Origin of the sequence: Algoriphagus sp., assembly GCF_046296635.1 — a bacterium.
In the GTDB taxonomy this organism is placed as follows: domain Bacteria; phylum Bacteroidota; class Bacteroidia; order Cytophagales; family Cyclobacteriaceae; genus Algoriphagus.
Genome location: NZ_JBKBKZ010000014.1, coordinates 80,337 through 105,242 on the forward strand (window position 1 = coordinate 80,337; position 24,906 = coordinate 105,242).

A 24,906-nucleotide genomic window follows, 5' to 3' on the forward strand; every position below is an offset into this window, starting at 1 on the left:
AAAGTTGAAAAAAGTATTATTTCTTTGTTATCATCACCCTAAAAATTATAACAGCCAAAGTGCTGCATTAGTCAGGAGAGTTGGGCAATATCAACAATTTTTCGAAAATCAAAAATGGGAAATAGATTATATTACTATAGAAAATAAAGCAAGTGATAAAATTGATTTTAGCTCAGGAAGAGTCTTACAAATTGAGCTCGAGAATTATGTCAAAAATAAATTTTTAAATAAGCTCTTTACATTTTATGTGTTAATTTTTTTCGGGGATGTCATCGGATATAGTTTTTATAAGAGTCAGAAAGAAATAGATAATTTCTTGAGAAACGATTATGATTTGGTCATATCGTTTTTTACCCCAAGAGGTACCATCTGGCTGGGTAAGAAAGTTAAGGAAAAATTTAAGCTATCTTGGTGGGTAGATGTTCAAGACTCCTTAGATGAAGGTCTGTCAAATAAAAATTTAGCGATTGGTATAAAATGGCTCAAGAAGCAATTGAAGCCTGCTGATCATATTATTCATGTCTCTCCTGAATGGAAAATTTTGGACGAGGATAGAATCGGGAAAGAAATATTGGTTCAAAGGCATTGTATTCCTGAATGCCCAAGACGAGTAAATACCCTTGACTCATTTTTTCAACAAGATGGAAATAATAAAATTAAGCTTTTCTACGCCGGGAATATCCACTTTCATGCAATGCAGCCCGAATTACTAAAGGTCTCTATGGAAGACCCAAAATTTAAATATTACTATGCAGGTTCAATTGGTGTATTTGAAAAATTAAATTATCTAGGATTAAGGTTTGTCCAATTGGGACATCTCGATGAAGCGACATTGGCAAGCGCATTTCAGAATTCAGATATCATTTTGGTTTTTGCCTGGGATACTGCTGATCGCCAAGTGATACCGTCAAAATTCTATGAAGCATGTGCTTTTAATAAACCTATCATGATTGTCGGTAAGGATAGCGGGTCTTTTCAAAGTTTGTTTAAAGAGTGGGGACATCCTAATGTGATTCAGGAAACAGCAGAACAAGTTGCTTTAACTTTGGATAATTATTCTAAAGGAGATCTAAGTAACCTTTTTCTGACAGCTAATTGTACAAAGGCAATTTCTGATAAAGCTCAATTCTCTAAATTTTTGTCAAACCTAATATCGAAAAGTTTATGATTGCATTTGTATGTCATCCTTACCATAGAGGAGGAGTTACTTCATGGATGTGCAATGCGTTCTTGGAATGCCAAACTTCAGGAATTTCTTCAAAATTTATAACGATAAAGCCCAAAAAGCCATTTATTTCCGGTGGAAATAGACCTACTATGGCTTCAATGCTGGGTGATTCCTTAGATGTTCATTTGCTTGAGCTAGGTCTTAATTTTGAATTGGCAACTCAAGAATTTAGAATCAATGTCTATCGAAATTTAATTTTAAATCACGTCCCTAAAGGGGCTAGTTTGATCCCTTCAGATGATGAGGCTTGTTGGTTAGCTTGCCTAGCTGTCTCCCGGCATTATAAAGTCATTGGGGTTTTACACAGTGATGATCCTTTTTATTACAACTTATTTCAAAAGTATCAGAAATACTTATCTGCAACAGTGTCCGTTTCAAAGCGAATAAAATATAAAGCCGAACAATCCGGTCACTGCCAGCATCATGTGGTAATTCCGTGCGGGATCTTTTTGGAAAAGCCAAGTGTCGATATCGAGAAAGAAAATCAAATTATTTGGATAGGAAGAGTAGAGGAAGAACAAAAGCGTGTATCAGACATTATTCCTATAGCAGTCAGTTTGAAAAAAAAAATACAGGATTGGAAAATTTTGGTTTTTGGTGATGGATCGAAATTAAACGAACTTAAAGAATTGACTCAAGAAAAAGGATTGATTAACCATATTAAGTTTTTTGGATGGGTAGATAATAAGATTATAAATGCTCACCTTATTCAGTCTAAAGTGATGCTTCAAACTTCAAATTACGAAGGTATGTCAGTAGCAGTAATGGAGGGCTTAGGAGGGGGCTGTTCAATAGTCAGTAGTATGGTAAGTGGGGTTGAAGATTTGCTGCAAGATTCTAATTCCTCGGGAGTTGTAAGACTATTTCCAGTTGGAGACATTGAGCTTGCTGCTACGCAGTTGAAGGATGCATTGAATGAATTTAGTCAAGAAAAAATAAGTCAGGCGATAAGCTTGGCTGATGAACGTTTTTCAATACAGAATTGTGTGAAAAATTACAAAATTTTGTGTGAATCGCTGGAAATAAATCCTTTAGCATTTCCACAAAAAAGACTTTCGTACATGCTAAAAGTTAAATTTTCTTGGGTAATAGTAGCAACTAGAGCTATAAAATATAAAATATTTTCTTGATATGTGCGGAATATCTGTGATTCTGAGTAAGGATGACCTGTTGATAGATAGTTATCTAGCCAAGTCTGAAAAATTACTACACCATCGTGGGCCTGATTCTCGGGGTGTTTGGAAGGATTCTGGGATAGGTATGGTCCATACTAGGCTATCTATACAAGACCTTACAGATGCAGGACATCAACCAATGATATCCTCAAGCTCTAAATATGTGATGGTTTTCAATGGTGAAATTTATAATCACCTTCAGCTAAGGCAAAAATTTTTCCCTGGCTATTGTTGGAGAGGGCATTCAGATACCGAAACCATACTAGAGCTATTCGAATTGATGGGTGAAAAGTGCTTTGAGTTGATGGTGGGAATGTGGGCTATTGTAATTTGGGATAAGGAAAGGGAAAAATTATTAGTTTCACGTGATCGATATGGTCAAAAACCCATCTATATCCGAAAAAATAAAACTAGTCTGATGATTTCCAGCGAGATAAAACCCTTATTGGTATTTGAAGAAAAAAATAAAGTAAATGCATTAATGGCAGCCGAGTACTTGGCTTTGGGTAATTACGGTCATTTGGGTGAAGAAACTTTTTTTAGAGATATTAAACAAGTGCTGCCTGGGACTTATTTTTGGGTGGATCATAATAGACAATTTGGGAAAATTATAAATTATTGGAATATTCCAATTGTTAAATTAAAAGATAAGATAAAAGTAGGTACCAAAGACCTGGAGGATTTAGAAGATGTCATTCGAGAAGCTGTAGTGTCCCAAACTATTGCTGATGTGCCATTGGGGGCTAGTTTGAGTGGAGGATTAGACTCCAGTATTATCGTGGGCATACTCGCAAGTTCGGCGACTACATTAAATCCAATATCCGTGTTTACCGCTCAAACTCCCAATTCAAAATTTGATGAGAGTCCCTTCGTAAATGCGGTGATGGAAAAATGGGGAGGAAGACTTAATCTATTTAAAAAAGATCTTGGCGAAGTGAGAATATCCTCAAAGCTTGAAAGGACATTAATGATTCAAGAAGAGCCATTCGGTGATCCATCCATTATTGCGCACGGTTATTTGATGGATATGGCGGCCGAGTTAAAGATCAAAGTGGTTTTGGGGGGTCAGGGGGCAGATGAATTGTTCAGAGGATATTCCCATAATATCAAGCAATTATTCTCTCATGAACTAAGGAGGATGAATTTTTCCTACACATTTCCTGAAATGAATAAATCAAATTTAAGCCTGCATGAAAATTTCAGGATCATAGCTGGGGCAATATTTCCGGAATTGGAAAGAAATTTAAGAGAAAAATCAAGGGAAAATCGAAGACACTTTATTTCTCAAGAATTGAGACAGGCAGCATCTCAAACTAATAACAGCTTTAAGTTGGCAATGGCCTATGAATGGGACGAAGGAATCGAGGAATCAATTAAGGGAGTTCATATTCCTCATTTGGTTCATTATGACGATCGTAACGGAATGGCAAGATCGATTGAGGGTAGAATGCCCTTTTTAGATCACCGAATATTGGACTTGGTTTCTACTTTTAAGCCAGATAGTTTCTTTAAAAATGGGTTATCTAAGGTTCTTCTGAGAGAAGCTGGGAAGAAATTTTTACCGGAAAAAGTATATAAACGAACTGATAAACTAGGTTTTTTCACTCCTTTACAGCATATATTGCAAGACGAAATTGAATTTGTCTCAGAAATTCTTTCCGATTCTCCATGGGTCGAGAAGAAAATGATTCAACAAGACCTTGAAATGATCAGGTCAAGAAAATCAAATGGAAATATTGCCGAAAGAGTCTGGAGGGCAATGTCTCTCACACTTTGGGCTAAGATATTTAATGTTGAACTATGAAATGTAAAACTTTTTACCTAAACCGAAAGGTTTCTCAAAATTTTAAGAAAGAAAGTTTAAGAATTTTGGAAAAATTATTTCTGAGTCAAATAAACTTAAAATAATTAATTTCAAAATTTAAGACGAAATACATATGCTTAGAAAATATAAAATTGATTGGATTTCCTCTTTAGACCCAAACAACACAGAAAAATTAAATTCTTTGGCTGAAAAAATGTCACAATTTTACAGCAACAACTTATCTTATTATTCAAATATCTCTGAAAGTGAAAATTATTGGAAAGAAGATTCCCAATTAATTCATAGACATCTTATAAAACAGGCAAGCGTTTCATCCAATATTTTGGAAATTGGATGTGGGGAAAGCTCAATTCTAAAATTTAATCCTAAATTTTCAGAAAAGTACACAGGGATTGATTTTTCATCTGAGATTTTGGATCGGAATAAACAAAGATTTCCTAAAGCAAATTTTCAAGTTATTAAAAATCCAGGGCATTATAACTTTGAGTCCAAAAGTTTTGATTTGGTATTTTCGGTTTTTGTAATAGAGCATACCGTATACCCACATAAGTTTTTGGAAGAGTGCATGAGACTGGTTTCCGATCAAGGTAAAATTGCAATTTTGGCACCTAATTACATTGACAATAAATTTATGATCAGTCAGCAAGTAGCTAGTACTTTGAAAGATGGTAGAAAATTGTTATCCGAGGGGAAAATTATTGATGCAATTCGTAGTGCCTATTATAACCGAATTTTAATTCCTAAAACCTGTAAAAAACTGCAATCAAAAATTCCAGGTTTTTATATTAACATAAATCCAGTATGCTTTTCTATTGATGAATTCAAGCCTGATGTAGATGCAGTTTATGTTGTATCCCAGAGGGAAATTGATTTATATATGAAAAACCATGGATTTTTTCCAGAAAAATTACATGCAGATATAGAGGCATTTAAAATTAAAAATAGACTGTTTTATCAAATTTATAAAAGAAATCAATGAAATTTGGAATATTAACTCTAGCATTTTATGGGAGTTCAACTTTAAATAGAATGCTTAAAAATACCGGCGGTATGGTTGATAGAATCTATCTTAGCCATAGTCCAGTTCCTTGGAGTAAGTACAATAAAAACGCCCGTAAGCAATTTGTTTCTGAATTTAATCGAGATTCTCTAAAGGATCTACCATATTCTGAAAAAATTACATTTATCGAAGGAGTTTGGGAAACTGACGAAGCTCAGCGAGAGCATGCACTTCAGGTGGCTCGACAAGAGGGGATGGACTACTTAATCATTCAAGATGCCGATGAATTTTATCTACCTGAAGAATTTATGAAAAATATAGAAGGTATAAGAAATAATCCTAATCATCCCGTCTACACCTGTCCTTGGGTAAAGTTTTGGAAAAATACAAGGTTTATCATGGAGGCTAGAAACCATGAAGGAAAAATAAATCAGGTAATTTCATCTTGTCCCAATTTTGCTGTGAATGTCTCATGGCCTGGTATTCATTTTGAGATAAGTAGACTCGTGAATGGTATGGATAAAGCTTTCAAACTTGAAGGAATATGTCTCCATCTTTGTTGGGTTTTGAGCGATGAACAAGTTTTGAAAAAAATATCTACTTGGGGACATAGCCACCAATTTGACTATAGAAATTGGTATAAGCACAAATGGCTTGCTTGGGAGCCTAGTACTAAATATATTGGTGTTTTCTCAAGAGCAAATTATAACAGAGCAGTACCAAATACATTTCAATTACCAGAGGAAATCATGGATCTTCCTGATCCTGAGCAGACTTATGTTTCACTTACATTCACGGAAAAATTGAAATCCTTATATATTGATATACAATCTGTCGTCAAAGCAAAATTGCTCGAGTCTAGTTATTCAAAGGATTAATTCTGATAAATATAGTTTATAATACTATCTCCTACAGAAGGTCTATAGTGACTTGACTCGTAATAATTTATAGATTTAAGAGTAATATCATTAATGCCCGAAAAATTAAATATTTTATCTTTACCAAAAATCTCTTCTAATTTATACAAGTCTTTTTCATTGATTTCCTTTTGTTCATAAAGTGGACTTATAATTATCTTGTACTCACTATTTTTTGAATTTAAAATGCGATAAATCTCTTTTAGCATTTTTTCTTGAGTTACTCCGATAAATTCATCATACTCTTGTTGCTTTTCAGGTCTTTTCCAAAACACACCTTCTCTTTCATCATAATATTTTTCAGGATTTAAGTTTATTTCTAATTCTTTATCCTCAATGGTCATACTGTTGGTTATAGGATGAAAATATATATTTCTAAATTCGATGTAATCGAACATGAAAGGCCGTATATTTTTAGTAAAGGTGTATTCATAATAAGCTCTTAAGAAATAAGTATTGAAGTAGCTTTTCAAAAAAGTCAAGTGGAAAGTAATCCAACTTTCGCCTGAGGTTGATGGATGCTTGATAAAAAGGTGACCTGGGGAATTGACCGTCGTTTGGAATGTTAAGTCAGGGCAAACAACAATTAAAACATTTTCTAATTTCGAATTTAAATTGTCGAGAAATACAATTTTCTTGTAAATCCCAAAAATTGTTTCTCCGGATGCATCAAATATAAATGGTCTAGCTTCATGACCGATATACTTTTTCCAACTGTCTGGATTAAATGCTAAGGTTCGTGAGCTCCCAAAAATAAAAGAGTTATAATCCTCATTCTTTCGATTCTTGAGATACATTTCTGTTGTCACATAATCACGATTTGGAATGATATGAAGATTAGAATAATTGTCATATTTCCAAACAACCCTAAATGGATCTAAAATTATATACCCAATAATTAAAACAATAAAGGGAAGTGTTCCCACTAAGAAGTATAAAAATATCTTTTTTATAAACAATTTCATGATTAAAATTGGAAATATATAAATTCTTGTTTTTGGCCTGAGAAAACTAAAATTAAGCCAATAAGGATATAGTAAAAGGTCAATCTGCTAATTCTGTTCCATTTCCAACCTAATTTTTGGATTCCAAATTCATTCTCTCTTCCAAACCATTCCATTACAATAAAAATCATAGTTAAAAAAATGGTGGTTTTGGGTAGATGCTCTGGGCCATCCAAAGGTGACGAAGAAAATATCTTGAATAAGTAAAGGTAAGCCTCAGTGATTGATTCAGATCTAAATATGATCCAAGCAATGACTGTTGCAAAGAATGTCATAGTTATTGAGACAACTTCTCTAAAGGTTGGTAAAAGCCTATTTTTTGATACAACCTCTAAATTTATACGATTTTTGTTTCTAAGTAAAAGTGGTAAAAAATACAAGGCATTCAAAAATCCCCAAACTAGAAATGTCCAATTGGCTCCATGCCAGAAGCCACTTACTAAGAATATAATAAAAGTATTACGAATCTTCATGGCTAATCCCCCTTTGCTACCACCTAAAGGAATGTACAAGTAATCCCTAAACCAAGTGGAAAGGGAAATATGCCACCTTCTCCAAAATTCAGCAATGTCTCGTGAAAAGTAGGGGAATGCAAAATTTTGCTTTAAGTTGAAGCCAAACAGCCTGGCAGTTCCAATAGCAATGTCCGAGTATCCCGAAAAGTCGCCATAAATTTGAAATGCAAATAGTACTCCACCTAAAAAAAGAGTAATTCCGCTAAAATTATTATAATCATTAAAAATTATGTTTACCGACTCGGCGCAATTATCAGCGATCACAATTTTTTTGAACAAGCCCCACAGAATTTGTCTGAGTCCATCCACTGATTTTAAATAATCGAATCTCCTTTTCTCCTCAAATTGAGGTAATAAATTTGAAGCTCTCTCGATAGGTCCAGCTACAAGTTGCGGAAAAAAACTGACGTATGTTGCAAAAGATATAAAACTGTTCGTTGCCGGAATTTTTCTTTTGTAAACATCTATTGTGTAACTGAGTGTTTGAAAAGTATAAAAACTTATTCCAACAGGAAGGACGATATCTAGTCTGGAATATTCAAATGAGCCCCCTAGGACTGTGAAAGCTGTGGTGAAATTCTCAATGAAAAAATTGAAATATTTGAAGAATCCAAGCAGCCCCAAATTGATCAAAATACTGCAAGTCAAAAGCAATTTTCGCTTTCTAACTGAAAATTCGGCTGAAATCGCTTTTCCCAAATAAAAATCTGTCAGGGTACTGAATAATATTAAAAACAAGAATCTCCAATCCCACCACCCATAAAAAAAATAGCTGGCTGCCAATAAAAATATGTTCTGCGCTCCTACTCCCTTTTTCTTTAGTATCCAATAGAGTGCGAATACGAGAGGGAGAAATACAGCAAATTCTACGGAATTAAATAGCATTTACTAATTTTGTGTTTAGGCTGTGTAATTATCTAATTACAAAAATAGGCAGATTTAGTTGTTTTCAAAATTTTTTTTTTTTAAAATTATTTTTTGCTTTTAATATTATTAATTTAATAAGAGCTTAAATTTTGGATAGCTTCTTCTTTTTAACTTTAAACTATTTATATAATTTTATTAAATATTATGTCCTTGCATTTCAATAACTTATAATATTTTTGGAATATTTAATAAATTTGACAATTAAATCAAAAGTTGATATAAAGTTCTCAAAAAATTATTTTTATTTTCCTTATTTGCATTTAATATTAAAAATAGAAAATATTACTTTGCATTATTGTATTAGTAATAATTTGTGTTAAATTGCGGTCTTAAGCAAGTAACTGAAAAAAGATGAATCTAATTCTCTTGTGCCTCAAAATTTTTCCATTGAAAACCCTTTAAAAGTTAATTACTTAACTGATGCGTCACATCCTTTGGTTCATTGTTCACTATGCGTTTTTTTTGGCTATTCCAAATTTTGGAGCGTCCATTTCTCTTTTTCTTTTTTTATTGATTGAAATAGTTACAGTTTTTTTAAAAAAAAATAGGTTTTCACTCATTCATTTTTACTTCTTAGGATTACTGATTTCTGTTTTAGCTAATATCCAGTTGATTTACGATTTTAATTTTGGGGATGGTGTCGCAGCTTACCCCTATGCTATTCCCGAATTTTTCCCTATTGCAGCATTGGTTTTCGCAATTGGAAATCAAGCAATTTGTATCGGATATCAATCTATAATGACTTGGAAAATTCCCAAAGTAGATTTTTCAGTTAAACTTTCTGAAAAAAATTTGAAAAGAGTATTCTATATTGGCCTTATATTTTCTTTCAAAAACTATTGGATTTTCTTTGAACTCCCAGGATCTTTTCAGACCATTATTGAAGTTATTCCTATAATTTGTATATTTATTTTAGGAAAATATGCGGGAAAATTTAATATTAAAACACTATATAATCTTGCAATTATACTGACCGTTTCAGTTGGATTTAATGCTTTTCTGTTTTCTTATTTAAGGATGGAAATAATTTTGCCTATTTTGGTATTTTTACTTAGCTATTTTATAGGTAGTAATAGTTTGAAATCTTTCTTTTCTTTAAAATTTGTACCCGTTATTGTCCTTATAGTAACTTTCCTTTCCTTCTTTTCTTTATTTGGAGATCAAAGATCTCAATTGTCCGTTGGTTTTGATCGAATTTCCCAGTTTTTTGTTGGTGCTTCTAACGAAGCTTTATTTGACATTGATCAAGAAGAAAAATTGTCCCCTTTTGAACGTTCTTCTAATATTGCTCAAGTTTCCTCTATTATTGGTTTGACCTATGATAATGGATATTATAATGGTCTTGCGTCTGCTCCTTTAGCAGCTGCTTTGGTGCCTAGAGTATTTTGGCCTGAAAAACCTGTTATTGCCCTTGGTGTATGGTTTGCGCTTGAAATAGATGCGGCTAGCGAAACCGAGGATTGGTATAATAATTCTATAAATATGACTATTCCCGGCAATCTATTCCTTGATTTTGGATGGCCTGGTCTCATTATCGGCTGTTTTTTTATTGGTGTCTTTATTAAACTTTTATGGGATTCTACAAATTTTTATGGATCCAAATTTAATATATTAGGTACTTTTCTCGGAGTATATTTGTTGTTTACAGGTTTTCTCGGAATTGGGGCTGATCTTCAAATTTTAATTACTTACTTGGCTATTTATATCGTTTTACTTATTCTTAGTTTAATTCTTAAAAGATCAAATGAAAATACTGTGTATAGGTCCAATGTGGAGAGGAAGTAATGCAGGTGGTCTTTTTAAAGCACTTTCAAGATCGGGGGCTCTCATTGAAGTCGTCGATGAATTCTATTTTATTCCTTTGAGTGCTTCCTCGTTCTTAATAAAGTCAATATCAAAAATATTGCGTCCTCTTTACTTCGTTGATTTTAATCGACAGATCATTCAAGCTTTTGACCGATTTCTTCCTGACTTTGTTTTAGTTTATAAAGGTGCTTTTGTTTTTCCTTCGACATTAGATTTTTTTAAATCAAAAGGTGTTAAAATTATAAATTTTTATCCAGATGTTAGTTTTCACACTCACGGTACTTTGCTTCAAAAAACATTGCCTAAGTATGACAAAATTTTTACAACCAAATCATTTGGAGCGAAGGATTACCAGGAACAATTAGGATTAAAAGATGTGGTTTTTGTGCCTCACGGCTTTGACCCGGAAGTTCATAAGTCGATTGAAAAAGAATTTATTCCGTCAGACTATTTTTGTGATGTTAGTTTTATCGGTACTTATTCCCCTAAAAAACAAAAGATTCTTGAAGCAATCACACAGAGGTTTCCTTCAATTAACTTGAAGATATGGGGGACTCAATGGGAAAAATGCACAACTAGAATTTTGTATCGTCACATTCAACCTTCAGGGGTATTTGGTGATTTGTATGCCGCGGCTATTGGTGCTTCAAAAATTAACCTTGGTATTCTTTCAGAACAAGTAAAGGGGGCATCATCCGGAGATTTAATTACTTCACGTACCTTTCATATTCCTGCTTCCAAAGGATTTTTACTTCATGAAAAAAACGAAGAATCTATCCTTTATTTCAAAGAAAATGTTGAGGCGGGATTTTATGAGTCGATTCCGGATCTTCTGGACAAAATTGAGTATTTCCTAAATAATGAAACGGAAAGACTCCAAATTGCTGCTGCTGGTTATCAAAGATCTCTTAAAGAGCACAGTCTCGATCAGCGTGCTCAAACGGTTATTTCGCATATAAATAGTACTTTCAAAGCATGATAGTTCATCATTTTAATAGAGATAATCGTCCCGGAAATTACACTTTTGAACAATTATTTGGTGCTTTAAGAAATGAATTGTCAAAGGAAGTGGATATCATCAATCATGATATCCCTACAGGTATGAATAGATTTGAAGCTGTGCTTTGGGCTAAAAAACATGCTGGAGAAATAAATCATATTACTGGAGATGTCCATTTTCTATCATATGGTTTGCCTAAGAGAAATTCTATCTTGACTATTCATGACATAGGGTACTTCAATCAAGAATTATCCGGAATTAAGAAACGTGTATATAAAAAAATTTGGCTCACCGATCCCTGTCAAAAAGTAGAAGTGATTACTGTTATTTCCGAATGTACTAAACATGATTTATTAGATTCAATTAATGTCAATGAAAATAAAATAGTGGTAGTGCCTAATCCACTCTTGCCCGGATTTAAAAAAATACAAAAAGTGGTTAATGAAAAGCCGGTCATTTTACAAATTGGAAGTGGTAAAAACAAAAACTTAAGTCGTCTTATTGCAGCATGTTCGGGATTGGATGTTAAGCTTTTACTTATTAATAAATTGTACGATAAATCTATTTTAGATGAATTGCTTGAAAGCAAAGTTGAGTTTGAGCAGCGAACTGATTTAAGTTTTGATCAGCTAATTCAAGCTTATGCGGAGTCGGATATGTTATTTTTTGCCTCTGAATATGAGGGGTTTGGAATGCCAATCATTGAAGCACAAGCTGTCGGGAGACCAGTTATCACTTCTAATATAAGTTCAATGCCCGAGATTGCAGGCTCTAATTCGGCATACTTTGTAGATCCATTTCGGGTTGATTCAATAAGAAATGCGATTCTGGATTTGATCCATGATTCTACAATGGTATCGACACTTGTTAGTCAAGGTTTTAAAAATGTGGATAGATTTACCATATCTGAAGTGGCTAGACAATATTTAGATGTATACAAAAAAAATTTAAGTAATTAATTTATTTTCCGATTGTAAATAAATGGTCCTTCTTGATGCAGTCTATATAAATAACAGTGGGGGCAAGATTCTCTTAAATTATCTAGTAGAAATACTTTATAAGAGTAAAAAGGAAGTTTTTTACTTGTTAGATCTACGAGTAAAAGGAGACTACGAATTTCTTCAAGAAGATAAGGTGCAATATTTGGAGAGTTCGCTGCTAAAAAGACACTCTTTCTATCGGGCCAATCAGAATAGATTCAGCACAGTATTGTGCTTTGGAAATATTCCTCCAACTTTTAAACTAAAAGTAAATGTTTATACATATTTTCATAACTCAATTTATTTTTTTACCACTAAAGAATTTTCGATTAAAGAAAGGTTGTTAATTTCGGCTAAATCTTGGTTAATTCGATTATTCAAAAATAATACAGATAAGTGGTGGGTTCAAACTGAACAAATGTCTTTTCAGTTTGCCAAATACTGGAATATAGGATCAGGAAAAATTGATGTTTTGCCTTTTTATTCTTCGATTGACAATCGAGAAACAATTGTCACAAATCGGGAAAAATATTCCTTTCTTTACATTAGTGATGGACATCCTAATAAAATGCACCTTCAATTATTAGAAGCATTTAAAGAACTTTTCAAAGTTTGTCCTCAAAGCAAATTATATCTTACTATCAGTCCCCAATATCCCGCTTTATTGGATAAAATTAATACCATGCAAACAGAAGGTTTGTCTGTTGAGAATTTAGGTTGGTGCAGCAGAGAAGTACTCAGGAAGTTGTATCAAAAACTAGGCTTTTTTATTTTCCCTTCTAATCAGGAAAGTTTTGGTCTTGGGCTTATAGAAGCGGCTCAGTATGGTATGAAGATTCTTGCCTCAGATCTCCCTTATGTTCATGCGGTTATTAAACCATCTTTAACCTTTAATCCAAACGATAAATCATCAATCATTAATGCGATGATAGTGGCAATAAATAATGATTTGCCCATCGCAAAACTTTCGGTCGCAAACCAAATAGATCAAATTTTGGAAAAATTAAATTAAATTAATCAGTAATTAATTATAATCAACTTATAATCAGATAGGTATGGGATTTTTAACATCTACCTTTTTAAGAAAAGTATTGATGAAAGCTTCAGGGTATTATATCTATAAGATTAAAGATTTACCCATCGGTATTGATTTATGGATTGATCTGGAAAATAAAATTCAAATACCGTTGCTTACTGTCTTTGATATTGGAGCTAATGTCGGGTCATTCTCTGAGGCAATGATTCAAAATCATCCTAATGCCAAGATTTTTGTCTTTGAGCCTGTCCAATCTACCTATGAGAATTTGGTAAAAAATTTGGGTAATATTTCGAACGTGAATTTCAACAAAATCGCACTGGGTGATACAGAAGAAAAAGTAATGATTAATTTTTACGAGGAAGAAAACTCTGTATTGAACTCTTTGAATCCACTCGCTATGAATCCAGAGTGTGGAAAAAAAGAGGAAATAGAGGTTCAGCGTGGAGACGAATTCTGTATCAGGCATAATATTACACACATCAATCTCCTGAAAATAGATACTGAAGGCTTTGAATTGAACGTCCTTTCTGGATTTTCTAATATGTTAAAAACCAATAGTATTGACCTGATATACCTAGAGACCGGATTTGATCTGAAAAATAAACGTAATACCTACTTTTCAAAAATCCTAGACCATTTAAATGAACAGGGTTATCAAATGTTTGGTCTTTACGAAATCAGTAATTGGTCGATCTGTATTGGAGAAAATTATGGAAATGCCTTATTTATTCATTCGAATATCACAAAAGATTGGGGATTTGTAAAACGATAACATGCGCTCAACACCAAAAGGAAAACTGACAGAATATTTACTTGGGATAAAATAAATTATGGAAATTGGATTTGCATCTAAATTATATCAGGAAGTTCTCGTTCCAACCCCCAATAAAAATGAAATTCTTTTGGAACCAGTCATTTATTTGGCAATTAGGCCTAATGGAAACCATGGATTAATTTATGAACAGGGAAAAAGTGGAATCCAAAAGATTCTCAACTATTCAAAAGTATATCGTCCAATTGATGTTCTGAGAAAAGTGCTTTCAAGACAGAAAATCGAACGAATCAGAAATGACAAATGGCTGGTATGTGGAATAGGAAAAAATGAGCAAGATCAATATTTCTGTTTTGCACATTCTTCAGCCCAACATTTCCAAAGCCTAATAGCGGTACCATCGTTTTGGACTAAAGCCATCACAAAGCCTCAATATTCTGATAAACTTTGGGGTCAACTTTCGGGTGGTCAAAAAATTGATTCTTCCCTTGAGGCCCTAGCCAATGAATTACCCCCAATTTCAGGTGCCAGTAATTCTCTAGAACTAGATTTTGATCAGATTCAAGCGCTTTTGATTAAGCAGAAATCAATCTTTAAACCAATCTCAGCAGCATTTCTGACGCAGCCGGAACAGAAACAAAAAAAACATTTACCGGCTAAGAATGAAATAGGGGCTGTTTTATTTGGGTTTGGAAACTATGCCAGAACAATTACTTTGCCTTACCTGAGACCATTTATTCATTTACACAAAGTCCATGAGATCGATAGTTGCTTGCTCATTGAAGCAGGAGATTTACCTAAATCCACCAACCCACATGCAGATTTAGGAGACGAGAAATATCCCGTATGGCTAATTGCTGGTTTTCACCATACGCATGCAAATTTAGCTATCGATGCGCTTAAAATGGGAGTAATCCCGGTAATCGAGAAACCTATTGCAACGACAATGGAAGATTTCAATTCTTTTGAAGCTACCGTTAGTCAATTAAAAAAACCATTCTATCAATGTTTTCAGAAAAGGTATCAGATTTTCAATGATTTTATTTTCAACGATTTCCAAATCAATAAAGGAGAACCTATTCACTTTAAAGCAACAGTTTTTGAAATCCCGCTTCATAAGGCTCATTGGTACAACTGGCCAGTTTCAGGAAGTAGAATTATTTCAAATGCATGTCATTGGATAGATCATTTCTTATTTCTGAACGATTATTGTGATTGGACTGATTTTAAAGTAGAAATTCTATCTAAAGAGGAGCTGTTACTCATTATTTGGCTAAAAAATGGTGCCATTGGAATCATATCGCTTTCTGATGTTGGGTCCAATCGAATTGGGATGAGGGAATATGTGGAATTTTCATCTTCCAGATTTAGGGCTACAGTTACCGATTCTATGCACTATCAGAGTGAGTGTAATGAAAAAATCATTCGGAAATATAGTTGTGATAAATTGGCCTACCTCAGGAAAATGTATAGAGAAATTGGGCAACAAATTACCTCTAATAGTAAAGGAGATGAATTGAAATCACTGAAATCCACAAAGTTGAGCTTACTACTTGAAAACGAATACAAAAAGAAAGTACCAATTCATGATTAAATGATGATACCTTTCCTACCTTAATCTAAAAAATTATTTCACTAAATGTGTGGAATTAGTATAATTTTCTGCTATAGCCAAATTACCTCTTCCTATTTAGAAGATATGACATCTGAAGTTTCCCATAGAGGACCAGATGATGAGGGGTATTTGTTGGTTTCCAAAGATGGAAAAATAGAAAAATACTCGGGTAAAGAAACAAGTAAAGCCAGTAAAAGTGGGTTAAAATTATCAAGAATTCCCAAAGATTTTTTTGGTTGGAAATTAGGCTTTGGACATAGGAGATTAGCTATTTTAGATTCCTCCTTTTTAGGTCATCAACCCTATGGAAACGATGATTTAAAGATATATTTAACCTACAACGGTGAAATATTTAATTATTTGGAAATCAAAAAAGAACTTGAAGTTCTTGGTTATTCATTTAGCTCTAATACCGACACAGAAATAATCATCCTAGCGTGGAGTGAATGGGGTGAGGATTGTCTTAATAAATTTAATGGAATGTTTGCATTTGGTCTGTTCGAAACCAAAACAAACAAATTATATGTGGTTAGAGATAGATTTGGAATAAAACCGCTTTACTATACCATCTCTGAAACTTATTTGGCATTTTCCTCCGAGGTTAAACAACTAAGAGTCTTGCCTGAATATGAATTTAATCTTGACCTAAATTTGGCTTATGATTTCTTGAGCCAAGGTCTAGTAGATCATACTTTCCAAACTATGGAAAAAGGGATCGAAATCTGTCCTAGGGGCAGTATGATTATTGTAAACCTTGAAACTGGAATTCACGAAATAAAAAAATGGTATAACTTCATTCCCAAACCATGGAAAGGTTCTTTTATAGAAGCTCAGAAGCAATATAGGGAGCTCTTGAAGGACAGTATTAAAATCAGACTTAGGGCTGATGTTAAAATTGGAGGCGCCCTTTCTGGTGGGCTTGATTCTCCGACCGTGTTTTCTCTTCTAAGAGAAATATTGAATGAACGCGGATCTAAAGAGAGTAAATTAATAAGCATAACCTCTTGCAGTGAAGATCTTAAATATGACGAATGGAGTTTTGCAGAAACGGTAGTAAAATCTGCAGACACCGAAGCTCATAAAGTTTTCCCTTCTTTTGAGAAACTGATTTATGATCTTGATAAAATTATCTGGCACATGGATTATCCATTTGCAAGTACTAGCATGTTTGCTCAGTGGTGTGTTTACGAACTCGCTGGAAAATTAGACATAAAAGTAATGTTGAACGGACAAGGAGCTGACGAACAACTAGGGGGGTATTGGGGGTTAGACATGCCATTGTATGCCGGTTTGCTGGATAATTGGAATTTTATGGAATTATTTAAAGAAAGTATAGCCTATTATAAGACCAAAGGAACCTGGCCTAAAGGGTTCTTGCTCGGAGCTTTAAGGGTCAAATTTCCTGCATTTTTCAATTTCCTACTCCCAAATAAACTTAGAAAACCAAAGCCCTACCAACCATCTTGGCTTTCTTTAAGATCTTCTTTATACGAACTAGGGGAACCCTTAAATCTAAAAGATCAGCTCCTTCGGCATATTAATGAGGACCCTTTACCTTCCATCTTACGGTATGAAGACAGAAATAGTATGGCCTTTTCAATAGAATCTAGGCATCCATATCTGGATCATAGATTGATGGAGTTTACATTAGGGCTGCCCGAGAGATTCATTTATTTTAGGGGCATAAAAAAATATCTAACTAGGAAAACTTTTGAAAATTTGCTTCCAAAGGAAATTTTGGAAAGGAAAGACAAAATGGGATTCGTTTCGCCTGAGGAACGCTGGATTGGTTTGGAAGGAAAGAAGTGGTTTATGGAAATAATTGACGCATTTAGTCAGACAAACCCAAACCTAGTAAATTCATTTGAAAGCAAGGATTACCTGAGAAAAATGCAAGATGGCTTGACTGAATTCAGTTTTGAGCCATGGAGGATGGTTTGTTTCCACCTTTGGATGTTGCAAAGACAAAATTTCAAAACAAAAATTTAGAGTTAAAATAATTATGAGACAAATAATACAATCATTTAAAACAGGTGAAACTACCCTTGAAGAGTTGCCCGCTCCAAGAGTTTCCAGAGGTACATTATTGATCAGGACAAGCCATTCTTTGGTGTCTTTGGGTACTGAAAAAATGCTTGTAGAATTTGGTAAAGCCAACTTAATCCAAAAAGCTAAACAGCAGCCGGATAAGGTCAAAATGGTTTTGGACAAAATCAAGTCTGATGGATTGCTTCCGACATTGGAGACCGTATTCAACAAACTTGGCCAACCTTTGCCTTTGGGATATTGTAATGTTGGATTTGTGGAAGCAGTAGGAGAGGGAGTTTCAGGGTTTTCTGTCGGTGACCGCGTCGCTTCTAATGGTCCTCATGCCGAGTATGTATGTGTACCTCAAAATTTAGTCGCAAAAATTCCAGAGAACGTGTCTCAAGAGGAGGGAGCTTTCACTGTAATTTCTGCTATTGGACTTCAAGGCATTCGCCTTTGTAATCCAACCTTTGGAGAAACAATTGTAGTCCTAGGACTCGGATTGATCGGACTACTTACTGCGCAAATGTTACTGGCTAATGGTTGCCGAGTAATTGGAATTGATATCGATGAGTCCAAATGTGCTATTGCTGAAAAATGGGGAGTGATAGTTATAAACCCAGCAAAAGGTGGTGACTCGGTCAAAGAAGTACTTAACGAAACAGCTAACATAGGTGCTGATGGAGTAATTATTACAGCCTCAGCAAAAGGAAATGTCATAATTTCGGATGCAGCGAAGATGTCCCGAAAAAGAGGTAGAATTATCTTGGTCGGCGTAATTGGCCTTGATATTAGCAGAGCAGATTTTTATGAAAAAGAACTTACATTTCAGGTTTCCTGCTCTTATGGACCCGGCAGGTATGACGAAGATTACGAACAGAAAGGTCAAGATTATCCTCTGCCATTCGTCCGTTGGACCGAAAAGCGAAATTTCGAAGCTGTATTGCAGTCAATCAGTCAAGGGAGACTTAAAGTCAAAGAACTAATTACTGATCATTGTGACTTGGGGGACTTTCAAAATATTTATGGCTCTATAGGTGCAAGTAAATCGGTTGCCTCCATTTTAGTCTATCCTGCTTCAGATCCTAATACTCCAGATGGTAGCAATTTCAATACACTAAAACTTTTAGATAAAAAGTTCTCAAATTCCAAAGGTATTTTGGGTCTGATAGGTGCAGGAAACTTTGCTCAAATGACCATGTTGCCCGCCTTAAAGAGATCAAATGCTCAATTGAAATACATCGCTTCATCAGGTGGACTATCGGGTACACAGCTTGCCAAAAAATTTGGAGTGACTCATAGTACAACCGATTATAAAGTGATACTTCAGGATTCTGAAGTCGATGCAATTCTTGTGACTACCAGACATGATTCGCATGCTAGATTTGTAATTGAAGCCTTAAATTCGGGCAAACACGTGTTTGTAGAAAAGCCTCTTGCGATTAATTTCGAGGAATTAGAGAAGATAATTACTGTTCTTAATCAAGAAGAGACAAAAGGATCATTGATGGTTGGCTTCAACCGTAGATTTTCGCCGCACATCCAAGCCATTAAATCACACCTGGGTGTTAGCCCGGGTCCAATGAATATCGTAGCCACCATGAATGCTGGATCAATACCTGCAAATGTTTGGGTACATGACATGAATGTCGGAGGAGGTAGAATAATTGGTGAGGCATGTCATTATTTAGACCTTTGTGTCTTCCTTACTGGATCTGCCATCACGGAAATTTGCATCAATGCCCTAGGTGAAAATCCTCAAATCAACGCAGACAATGCAAGCATTCTAGTAAAATTCAAAAATGGAAGCAATGCAGTAATCAATTACTTCGCAAATGGCTCCAAAGCATACAGCAAGGAAAGGCTTGAAGTCTACTCCAACGAGCGAACATTTGTTATGGATAACTTCCGAAAGACTTCCGGTTTTGGAGCCAGCGGATTTAAGGATGTTAGCTCCAAACTTGACAAAGGACATCAGTCACAATTCGACAGATACATTGAATTCCTGCAAAAAGGTGGAGAACCTCTAATCAAAAAATCTGAGATAATTAACGTTTCTAAAGCAGCTTTGGCTTCAATTGAAAGTCTCAAAACTAGGTCTTGGATCTCAGTGGATTAACCTTAAGAAATCTTGAAAAAAAATTCCAAACTGCGGCTCTATTTTCAGGTAGCCCAAAACATGGGTTCCAAATATATGCTTTACCGCTTAAAGCATGAGGTAGAGAAAAGAACTGGACGACTTCGGAAGAATCATCCCACAAGTTTTTCTTTTCAAGAAATTATAAGTTTAGAAAATTGGAAAAAAGATACCCCAGAGTTTTTTTTTGAAGATCGATCAAGCCTTGGTCTTCCCAAAAAAAAATCTACCGAATTAGAAAATAACCTAAATCGCATCCTAGCCGGCGAAACCCAGTTTTTCTTCAATGAGTGGATAAATCTAGGCCAAGATTATGACTGGATAACCAATCCAGTTACAGGATTCAAGTTTGATATTAACCTTCACTGGAGTCAAATTCAAGATTTTAATGAATATCAAGGTGACATAAAATACGTTTGGGAAAAATCCAGATTTACATTCTTGTTCGATATTATTCGCTATGATTACCATTATGAAGAAGATCATAGTCAATATGTATTAGGTCAAATAGAAGATTGGATTTTGAAAAACCCAATCAATCAAGGTCCCAATTGGAAATGCAGTCAGGAAATTTCCCTTCGGATTTTCAATTGGATGTTCGCTCTTAATTTTTATAAAGAATCACCATCCCTTACACCCTCACTTTGGAATAAAATCATCCATGTGATTTACTGGTCATTACATCATGTCTATCACCATATCGATTTTTCAAGAATTGCAGTCAGAAATAACCATGCCATCACAGAGACCTTATTTCTAGCTTTGTCTGAAATGGTATTCCCGTTTATTCCAGAAACTAAAAAATGGGCCAAAGAAGGGAGACTATGGTTTGAACAGGAAATAGCCTATCAAATCTATGAAGATGGAACTTATCTCCAGTTCAGTATGAACTACCATCGGGTAGTTGTACAGCTTTTGAGCTTAGGGATTTCCCTTTCTCAAATTCATCGCAAGCCATTTTCTAAAATTGTCTACCAAAGGGCGTATAAGTCACTGGACTTTCTGTATCAATGCCAAAATGAAAAAGATGGATGGTTGCCAAATTACGGAGCAAATGATGGAGCTTTGTTTTTTTCTCTTTCCACCCAAAATTTTAGAGACTACAGACCTCAATTGAGCTGCTTACACACACTTCTCTGTCAAAAAAACCTTTATGAACAAGGTGAATTTGAGGAAGAATTTTGGTTAATACCTCACAGAGCCAAATCAGAATTAATATTCCAACCCTTAGAGAAGAAATTCGGTATAAATCGATATGATGTTGGAGGATTTTATTTAATCCGTGAATCAGGTTCACTTACCTTTCTAAGGTGCGGAGGTCATAAAGATAGACCTCAACAAGCTGATAACAATCACTTGGACTTATGGGTGGATGGAGAAAATATTTTAAAAGACTCAGGATCTTATCGGTATAATGTCTCTGAGGAACTCTCGCCTTTTTTTGTGGGGACTTTAGGGCACAATACAGTTTCTTTGAACAAAGAAAGCCAAATGCTGAAAGGAGAAAGGTTCATTTGGTTTTTTTGGACGCAGAAAATAAGTTTTAAAATTGAAGAAAGTGACAAAGAATACATGATTATTGGTGAAATTTCTGCTTTTAGGCACCTAAAAAGTGGGATTATACACAAAAGAATTGTCAAAAAGCAGAAAAATGAGCTCAAATGGGAAATAATTGACGAAATTTCCAAATTACCTAGCCAAACAGTAATGTATCAATTGTGGCATGGTCTTGACTTAGAAACTTATGAATTAAAGGCATTTGACAAAAACGAATCACAATTATCTCATTTGAATATTAAATCATATTTAAGCAATTATTACGGTAGTTTTGTTACTCAAAATGCAATCGAAATTTCCACAGACGATAATTTTTTGAAAACAATTATCACAAAAAAAGAACTATGAAAATTCTTTTAATACATCAATATTTTTTGGAAGAGGATGATCCTGGTGGTTCTCGATTTAATGAGATGGTCAAAACCTGGCAATATTTTGGAAATGAAGTGACGGTGATTGCTGGTATGGTGCACTATAACGGAAGTAAAAAACCAAAAGAGTACAAGGGAAGGTTCGTAAAAAACAAAAATCAGAATGGAACTCGCGTGATTAGATCTCATGTATCCGAATCCTATAATTCGGGTTTTGTAGGGAGGTTATGGGGATATTTTTCCTTCATGTTTTCCTCACTTTATGCGGGAATATTTGTTGCAAAAGAAAAGTATGATTTAGTGTTGGTGACATCACCACCACTTTTTATCGGATTTTCAGGATATATCATCAGTAGAATTAAGAAGATCCCTTTCGTGTTTGAGGTAAGGGACTTATGGCCTGAATCTGCAATTGATACCGGAGTCCTTTCTAATCGACTAATGATAAAATTTGCTTTTGCATTTGAAAATTTCATCTACAGAAAATCAAAATTAATTAATGTCCTTACTCCTGCTTTTAAACAGCATCTAGTTGAAACGAAAAGTGTACCTGCTGATAAAGTGATCATGATTCCCAATGCTGCTGACTTAATTCTTTCAGAGGATTTACTCAAGAACTTCGATGCTCAAAGTTTCAGGAAATTGTTGGGTTGGGAGGATAAATTCGTGGTTCTTTATGTCGGGGCGCATGGAGTAGCTAATCATCTTGTTCAGTTGCTGGATGCTGCCGAAAGATTGATACACACCAATGTCGTATTCGTAATGATTGGAATGGGTATGAGGAAACAGTTTTTGATAGAGGAAAAGGTGACCCGGAATTTGCAAAATGTATTTTTTATTGACCCAGTTCCCAAGGCAGAAGTTTTTAAATACATTCTGGCCGCTGATATGGGAGCTAGTGTGTTGAAAAAAGCTGATGCTTTTAAAACGGTCTATTCAAATAAGACCTTTGATTACATGTCATGCAAAAAACCCGTTTTGATGGCAATTGATGGAGTAAGTAGAGAGTTAATCATCGAGTCCAAAGCAGGATCTTATGTGGAACCTGAAAATACTGAAGAGTACTTTAATGTCATTTCCGATTATTTATCAGACAAAGAGCGGGCAATTATCGAAGGGGAGAATGGGTATGATTTTGTCAAGAAAAATTTTGAAAGAGAAGCTCTAGCAAAAAAATATTTGACACTTATTCAAGAAAAAGTTTTTGACCAGTAATGATCTACGCCAAATTTGGGAAAAGAGCCATAGATCTGGTTGCGTCTCTACTTATGTTTCTTATCTTATCTCCAATTTTTATTTTAGTAGCCATCATGTTGAAGGCAACTATTGAAGGAAGTCCATTTTTTTTACAAAAAAGGCCAGGTAAGAATCAAGTCCCTTTCCACGTCATAAAGTTTAAAACTATGACAAATGAAAGGGATAAGAATGGGGATTTGCTGCCAGATCATCTTCGCTTAACTAAGCTCGGCAGATTCATCCGAAATACCTCTTTGGATGAGATACCTCAGCTCCTGAATGTGATTTCCGGCAAAATGAGCCTAATTGGTCCTAGACCACTTCTGTTGGAATACTTGCCATTTTATAATTCTACCCAGCTTAGAAGGCATGAAGTTCGACCTGGCATTACGGGTTGGGCACAGGTCAATGGTCGGAATCTACTTGAATGGAAAGAACGATTCAAGCTGGATGTCTGGTATGTAGACAACATTTCCTTAATGCTTGACCTCAAAATTGTGTGGATTACTGCTGTAAAAGTGTTTAAGAAAGAAGGAGTATCCTCCGAAACTTATGTGACGATGGAAAAATTTAAAGGCAATTGATTGATTATTAAATTGGAACAAGAATTAAAGAAAATTTGGCTCTCCTCACCACACATGTCGGGTCGAGAATACCAATACGTAACTGAAGCATTTGAAACAAATTGGATTGCACCTGTGGGTCCTCACTTGGGTCGTTTTGAAGAAAAGATAAGCAAATTGGCCCTAAATTACTCAGCTGCGGCATTGAGTTCAGGTACCGCCGCAATTCACTTGGGATTAATTCTGGCCGATGTAGGACCTGGCGATGTTGTCATTTGCCAATCGTTGACTTTTTCAGCATCTGCCAATCCAATCAAATACCTGGGTGCTCACCCGGTATTTGTTGACAGTGAGATGGATACAATGAATATGTGTCCATCAGAATTGGAAAATGCCATCAAAGCTTCAATGGATGGGGTGCTAAAAAACGAATTAGGAGGTTTTCTAAAGGCTCAACTACCCAAAGCTATCATTCCGGTGCACCTCTATGGGATGCCTGCAAAAATGAATGAAATATCCGCTATTGGTGAAAAATACGGCATTCCGATCCTCGAAGATGCGGCTGAAGCTATAGGCTCTTCCTTGGATGGCAGACCCTGTGGCACGTTTGGGAAATTTGGAGTTTTCTCCTTCAATGGCAATAAAATTATCACCACGAGTGGGGGAGGAGCTTTAGTTAGTTCGGATGATATTCTCATCCAACGTGCTCGATTCTTATCCACACAAGCCAGAGAGAATGCAGTTCATTACGAACACAAAGTAGTAGGATACAATTACAGACTGAGTAATGTCTCTGCTGCGATAGGTTTAGGCCAGATGGAAGCCCTCCCTGATCGGGTGAATCAAAGAAGAGCAAACTTTGAATTTTACAAGCGGGAACTAGGTTCAATTTCCGGAATTGGCTTCTTGGCCGAACCAGAAGGTTTTTTTTCAAACCGATGGTTGACCACAATTATGCTGGATCCCGTACTTACCAATAGCATTGATAGAGAAACGCTGAGATTGGGGCTGGAAAAATTTAACATCGAAAGTAGACCAATTTGGAAACCAATGCACCTTCAACCGATTTTTGAAAACGCGCCGTTTTTTGGCATAAATAAAAATTCTGATCGAATTTTCGAAAATGGACTATGTCTTCCCAGCGGATCGAATTTGACAACTGAAGACCTTGATTTTGTGGTTGATAAAATTAAAAAAATGTTCGGCTAAGC

Annotated in this window: 19 protein-coding genes; 17 read left to right on the forward strand and 2 right to left on the reverse strand. The window is 35.0% G+C overall.

Features of this window, described 5'->3' with window-relative positions:
* Positions 1 to 4 precede the first annotated feature (4 nt).
* The 5 genes from ACK4HU_RS12025 (at position 5) to ACK4HU_RS12045 (ending at position 6,106) form a co-directional block, all read left to right on the forward strand.
* The gene (locus ACK4HU_RS12025) at positions 5 to 1,168 is read left to right on the forward strand and encodes a hypothetical protein (RefSeq protein WP_409807050.1); all 1,164 of its coding nucleotides are present in this window, start codon (positions 5 to 7) and stop codon (positions 1,166 to 1,168) included.
* Entirely contained in the window at positions 1,165 to 2,358 is a 1,194-nt protein-coding gene (locus ACK4HU_RS12030; RefSeq protein WP_409807052.1) for a glycosyltransferase, read from the forward strand. The genes ACK4HU_RS12025 and ACK4HU_RS12030 overlap by 4 nt, the downstream gene beginning before the upstream one ends.
* Position 2,359: 1 nt before the next feature.
* Positions 2,360 to 4,207 carry an asparagine synthase (glutamine-hydrolyzing) gene (gene asnB, locus ACK4HU_RS12035; protein ID WP_409807054.1) on the forward strand — a complete coding sequence of 616 codons (1,848 nt, stop codon included), beginning with the start codon at positions 2,360 to 2,362 and terminating at the stop codon, positions 4,205 to 4,207.
* A gap of 133 nt (positions 4,208 to 4,340) precedes the next feature.
* The gene (locus ACK4HU_RS12040; RefSeq protein WP_409807057.1) at positions 4,341 to 5,207 is read left to right on the forward strand and encodes a class I SAM-dependent methyltransferase; all 867 of its coding nucleotides are present in this window, start codon (positions 4,341 to 4,343) and stop codon (positions 5,205 to 5,207) included.
* On the forward strand, positions 5,204 to 6,106 hold the full coding sequence (locus ACK4HU_RS12045) for a hypothetical protein (protein WP_409807060.1): 903 nt from the start codon (positions 5,204 to 5,206) through the stop codon (positions 6,104 to 6,106). Before ACK4HU_RS12040 ends, ACK4HU_RS12045 begins: the two co-directional genes overlap by 4 nt.
* Here the strand turns inward: ACK4HU_RS12045 and ACK4HU_RS12050 are convergent.
* Positions 6,103 to 7,110 (reverse strand): hypothetical protein, encoded by a 1,008-nt coding sequence (locus ACK4HU_RS12050; RefSeq protein ID WP_409807062.1) that lies wholly within the window; start codon positions 7,108 to 7,110, stop codon positions 6,103 to 6,105. The genes ACK4HU_RS12045 and ACK4HU_RS12050 overlap by 4 nt on opposite strands.
* Before the next feature lie 2 nt (positions 7,111 to 7,112).
* Complete coding sequence (locus ACK4HU_RS12055) at positions 7,113 to 8,549, reverse strand: MBOAT family O-acyltransferase (RefSeq protein ID WP_409807064.1); 1,437 nt, start codon at positions 8,547 to 8,549, stop codon at positions 7,113 to 7,115.
* A gap of 462 nt (positions 8,550 to 9,011) precedes the next feature.
* Here ACK4HU_RS12055 and ACK4HU_RS12060 point away from each other — a divergent pair, with 462 nt between their 5' ends.
* The 12 genes from ACK4HU_RS12060 to ACK4HU_RS12115 are packed head-to-tail and all read left to right on the forward strand — an operon-like array spanning position 9,012 to position 24,904.
* On the forward strand, positions 9,012 to 10,376 hold the full coding sequence (locus tag ACK4HU_RS12060; RefSeq protein ID WP_409807066.1) for a hypothetical protein: 1,365 nt from the start codon (positions 9,012 to 9,014) through the stop codon (positions 10,374 to 10,376).
* Positions 10,360 to 11,376: a glycosyltransferase gene (locus tag ACK4HU_RS12065; RefSeq protein WP_409807068.1), complete on the forward strand. Its 1,017-nt coding sequence runs from the start codon at positions 10,360 to 10,362 to the stop codon at positions 11,374 to 11,376. Before ACK4HU_RS12060 ends, ACK4HU_RS12065 begins: the two co-directional genes overlap by 17 nt.
* Positions 11,373 to 12,356: a glycosyltransferase family 4 protein gene (locus tag ACK4HU_RS12070; protein ID WP_409807070.1), complete on the forward strand. Its 984-nt coding sequence runs from the start codon at positions 11,373 to 11,375 to the stop codon at positions 12,354 to 12,356. Before ACK4HU_RS12065 ends, ACK4HU_RS12070 begins: the two co-directional genes overlap by 4 nt.
* 22 nt (positions 12,357 to 12,378) lie before the next feature.
* Positions 12,379 to 13,389 (forward strand): glycosyltransferase, encoded by a 1,011-nt coding sequence (locus tag ACK4HU_RS12075; protein WP_409807072.1) that lies wholly within the window; start codon positions 12,379 to 12,381, stop codon positions 13,387 to 13,389.
* Between the two features lie 43 nt (positions 13,390 to 13,432).
* Positions 13,433 to 14,188, forward strand: coding sequence for an FkbM family methyltransferase (locus ACK4HU_RS12080; RefSeq protein ID WP_409807074.1), 756 nt, complete (start codon positions 13,433 to 13,435; stop codon positions 14,186 to 14,188).
* 58 nt (positions 14,189 to 14,246) lie between these two features.
* Positions 14,247 to 15,782, forward strand: coding sequence for a hypothetical protein (locus ACK4HU_RS12085; RefSeq protein ID WP_409807076.1), 1,536 nt, complete (start codon positions 14,247 to 14,249; stop codon positions 15,780 to 15,782).
* A gap of 45 nt (positions 15,783 to 15,827) precedes the next feature.
* A complete protein-coding gene (gene asnB, locus ACK4HU_RS12090) occupies positions 15,828 to 17,792 on the forward strand; it encodes an asparagine synthase (glutamine-hydrolyzing) (protein ID WP_409807078.1) in 1,965 nt (654 codons plus the stop codon).
* 13 nt (positions 17,793 to 17,805) lie between these two features.
* Positions 17,806 to 19,950 carry a bi-domain-containing oxidoreductase gene (locus tag ACK4HU_RS12095; protein WP_409807080.1) on the forward strand — a complete coding sequence of 715 codons (2,145 nt, stop codon included), beginning with the start codon at positions 17,806 to 17,808 and terminating at the stop codon, positions 19,948 to 19,950.
* 12 nt (positions 19,951 to 19,962) lie between these two features.
* Entirely contained in the window at positions 19,963 to 21,873 is a 1,911-nt protein-coding gene (locus ACK4HU_RS12100) for a heparinase II/III family protein (RefSeq protein ID WP_409807082.1), read from the forward strand.
* A complete protein-coding gene (locus ACK4HU_RS12105; protein WP_409807084.1) occupies positions 21,870 to 23,111 on the forward strand; it encodes a glycosyltransferase family 4 protein in 1,242 nt (413 codons plus the stop codon). The genes ACK4HU_RS12100 and ACK4HU_RS12105 overlap by 4 nt, the downstream gene beginning before the upstream one ends.
* Entirely contained in the window at positions 23,111 to 23,716 is a 606-nt protein-coding gene (locus ACK4HU_RS12110) for a sugar transferase (RefSeq protein WP_409807086.1), read from the forward strand. Before ACK4HU_RS12105 ends, ACK4HU_RS12110 begins: the two co-directional genes overlap by 1 nt.
* On the forward strand, positions 23,717 to 24,904 hold the full coding sequence (locus ACK4HU_RS12115) for a DegT/DnrJ/EryC1/StrS family aminotransferase (protein ID WP_409807088.1): 1,188 nt from the start codon (positions 23,717 to 23,719) through the stop codon (positions 24,902 to 24,904).
* Positions 24,905 to 24,906: the final 2 nt, after the last annotated feature.

Excerpts from the sequence above, each read along its gene's own strand:
- ACK4HU_RS12040 (WP_409807057.1), top strand. The coding sequence starts at position 4,341 with ATGCTTAGAAAATATAAAATTGATTGGATTTCCTCTTTAGACCCAAAC.
- ACK4HU_RS12060 (WP_409807066.1), top strand. The coding sequence starts at position 9,012 with ATGCGTCACATCCTTTGGTTCATTGTTCACTATGCGTTTTTTTTGGCT.
- ACK4HU_RS12085 (WP_409807076.1), top strand. The coding sequence starts at position 14,247 with ATGGAAATTGGATTTGCATCTAAATTATATCAGGAAGTTCTCGTTCCA.
- ACK4HU_RS12030 (WP_409807052.1), top strand. The coding sequence starts at position 1,165 with ATGATTGCATTTGTATGTCATCCTTACCATAGAGGAGGAGTTACTTCA.
- ACK4HU_RS12095 (WP_409807080.1), top strand. The coding sequence starts at position 17,806 with ATGAGACAAATAATACAATCATTTAAAACAGGTGAAACTACCCTTGAA.
- ACK4HU_RS12075 (WP_409807072.1), top strand. The coding sequence starts at position 12,379 with ATGGTCCTTCTTGATGCAGTCTATATAAATAACAGTGGGGGCAAGATT.
- ACK4HU_RS12055 (WP_409807064.1), bottom strand. The coding sequence starts at position 8,549 with ATGCTATTTAATTCCGTAGAATTTGCTGTATTTCTCCCTCTCGTATTC.
- asnB (WP_409807054.1), top strand. The coding sequence starts at position 2,360 with ATGTGCGGAATATCTGTGATTCTGAGTAAGGATGACCTGTTGATAGAT.
- ACK4HU_RS12070 (WP_409807070.1), top strand. The coding sequence starts at position 11,373 with ATGATAGTTCATCATTTTAATAGAGATAATCGTCCCGGAAATTACACT.
- ACK4HU_RS12045 (WP_409807060.1), top strand. The coding sequence starts at position 5,204 with ATGAAATTTGGAATATTAACTCTAGCATTTTATGGGAGTTCAACTTTA.
- ACK4HU_RS12105 (WP_409807084.1), top strand. The coding sequence starts at position 21,870 with ATGAAAATTCTTTTAATACATCAATATTTTTTGGAAGAGGATGATCCT.
- ACK4HU_RS12110 (WP_409807086.1), top strand. The coding sequence starts at position 23,111 with ATGATCTACGCCAAATTTGGGAAAAGAGCCATAGATCTGGTTGCGTCT.
- asnB (WP_409807078.1), top strand. The coding sequence starts at position 15,828 with ATGTGTGGAATTAGTATAATTTTCTGCTATAGCCAAATTACCTCTTCC.
- ACK4HU_RS12080 (WP_409807074.1), top strand. The coding sequence starts at position 13,433 with ATGGGATTTTTAACATCTACCTTTTTAAGAAAAGTATTGATGAAAGCT.
- ACK4HU_RS12050 (WP_409807062.1), bottom strand. The coding sequence starts at position 7,110 with ATGAAATTGTTTATAAAAAAGATATTTTTATACTTCTTAGTGGGAACA.
- ACK4HU_RS12065 (WP_409807068.1), top strand. The coding sequence starts at position 10,360 with ATGTGGAGAGGAAGTAATGCAGGTGGTCTTTTTAAAGCACTTTCAAGA.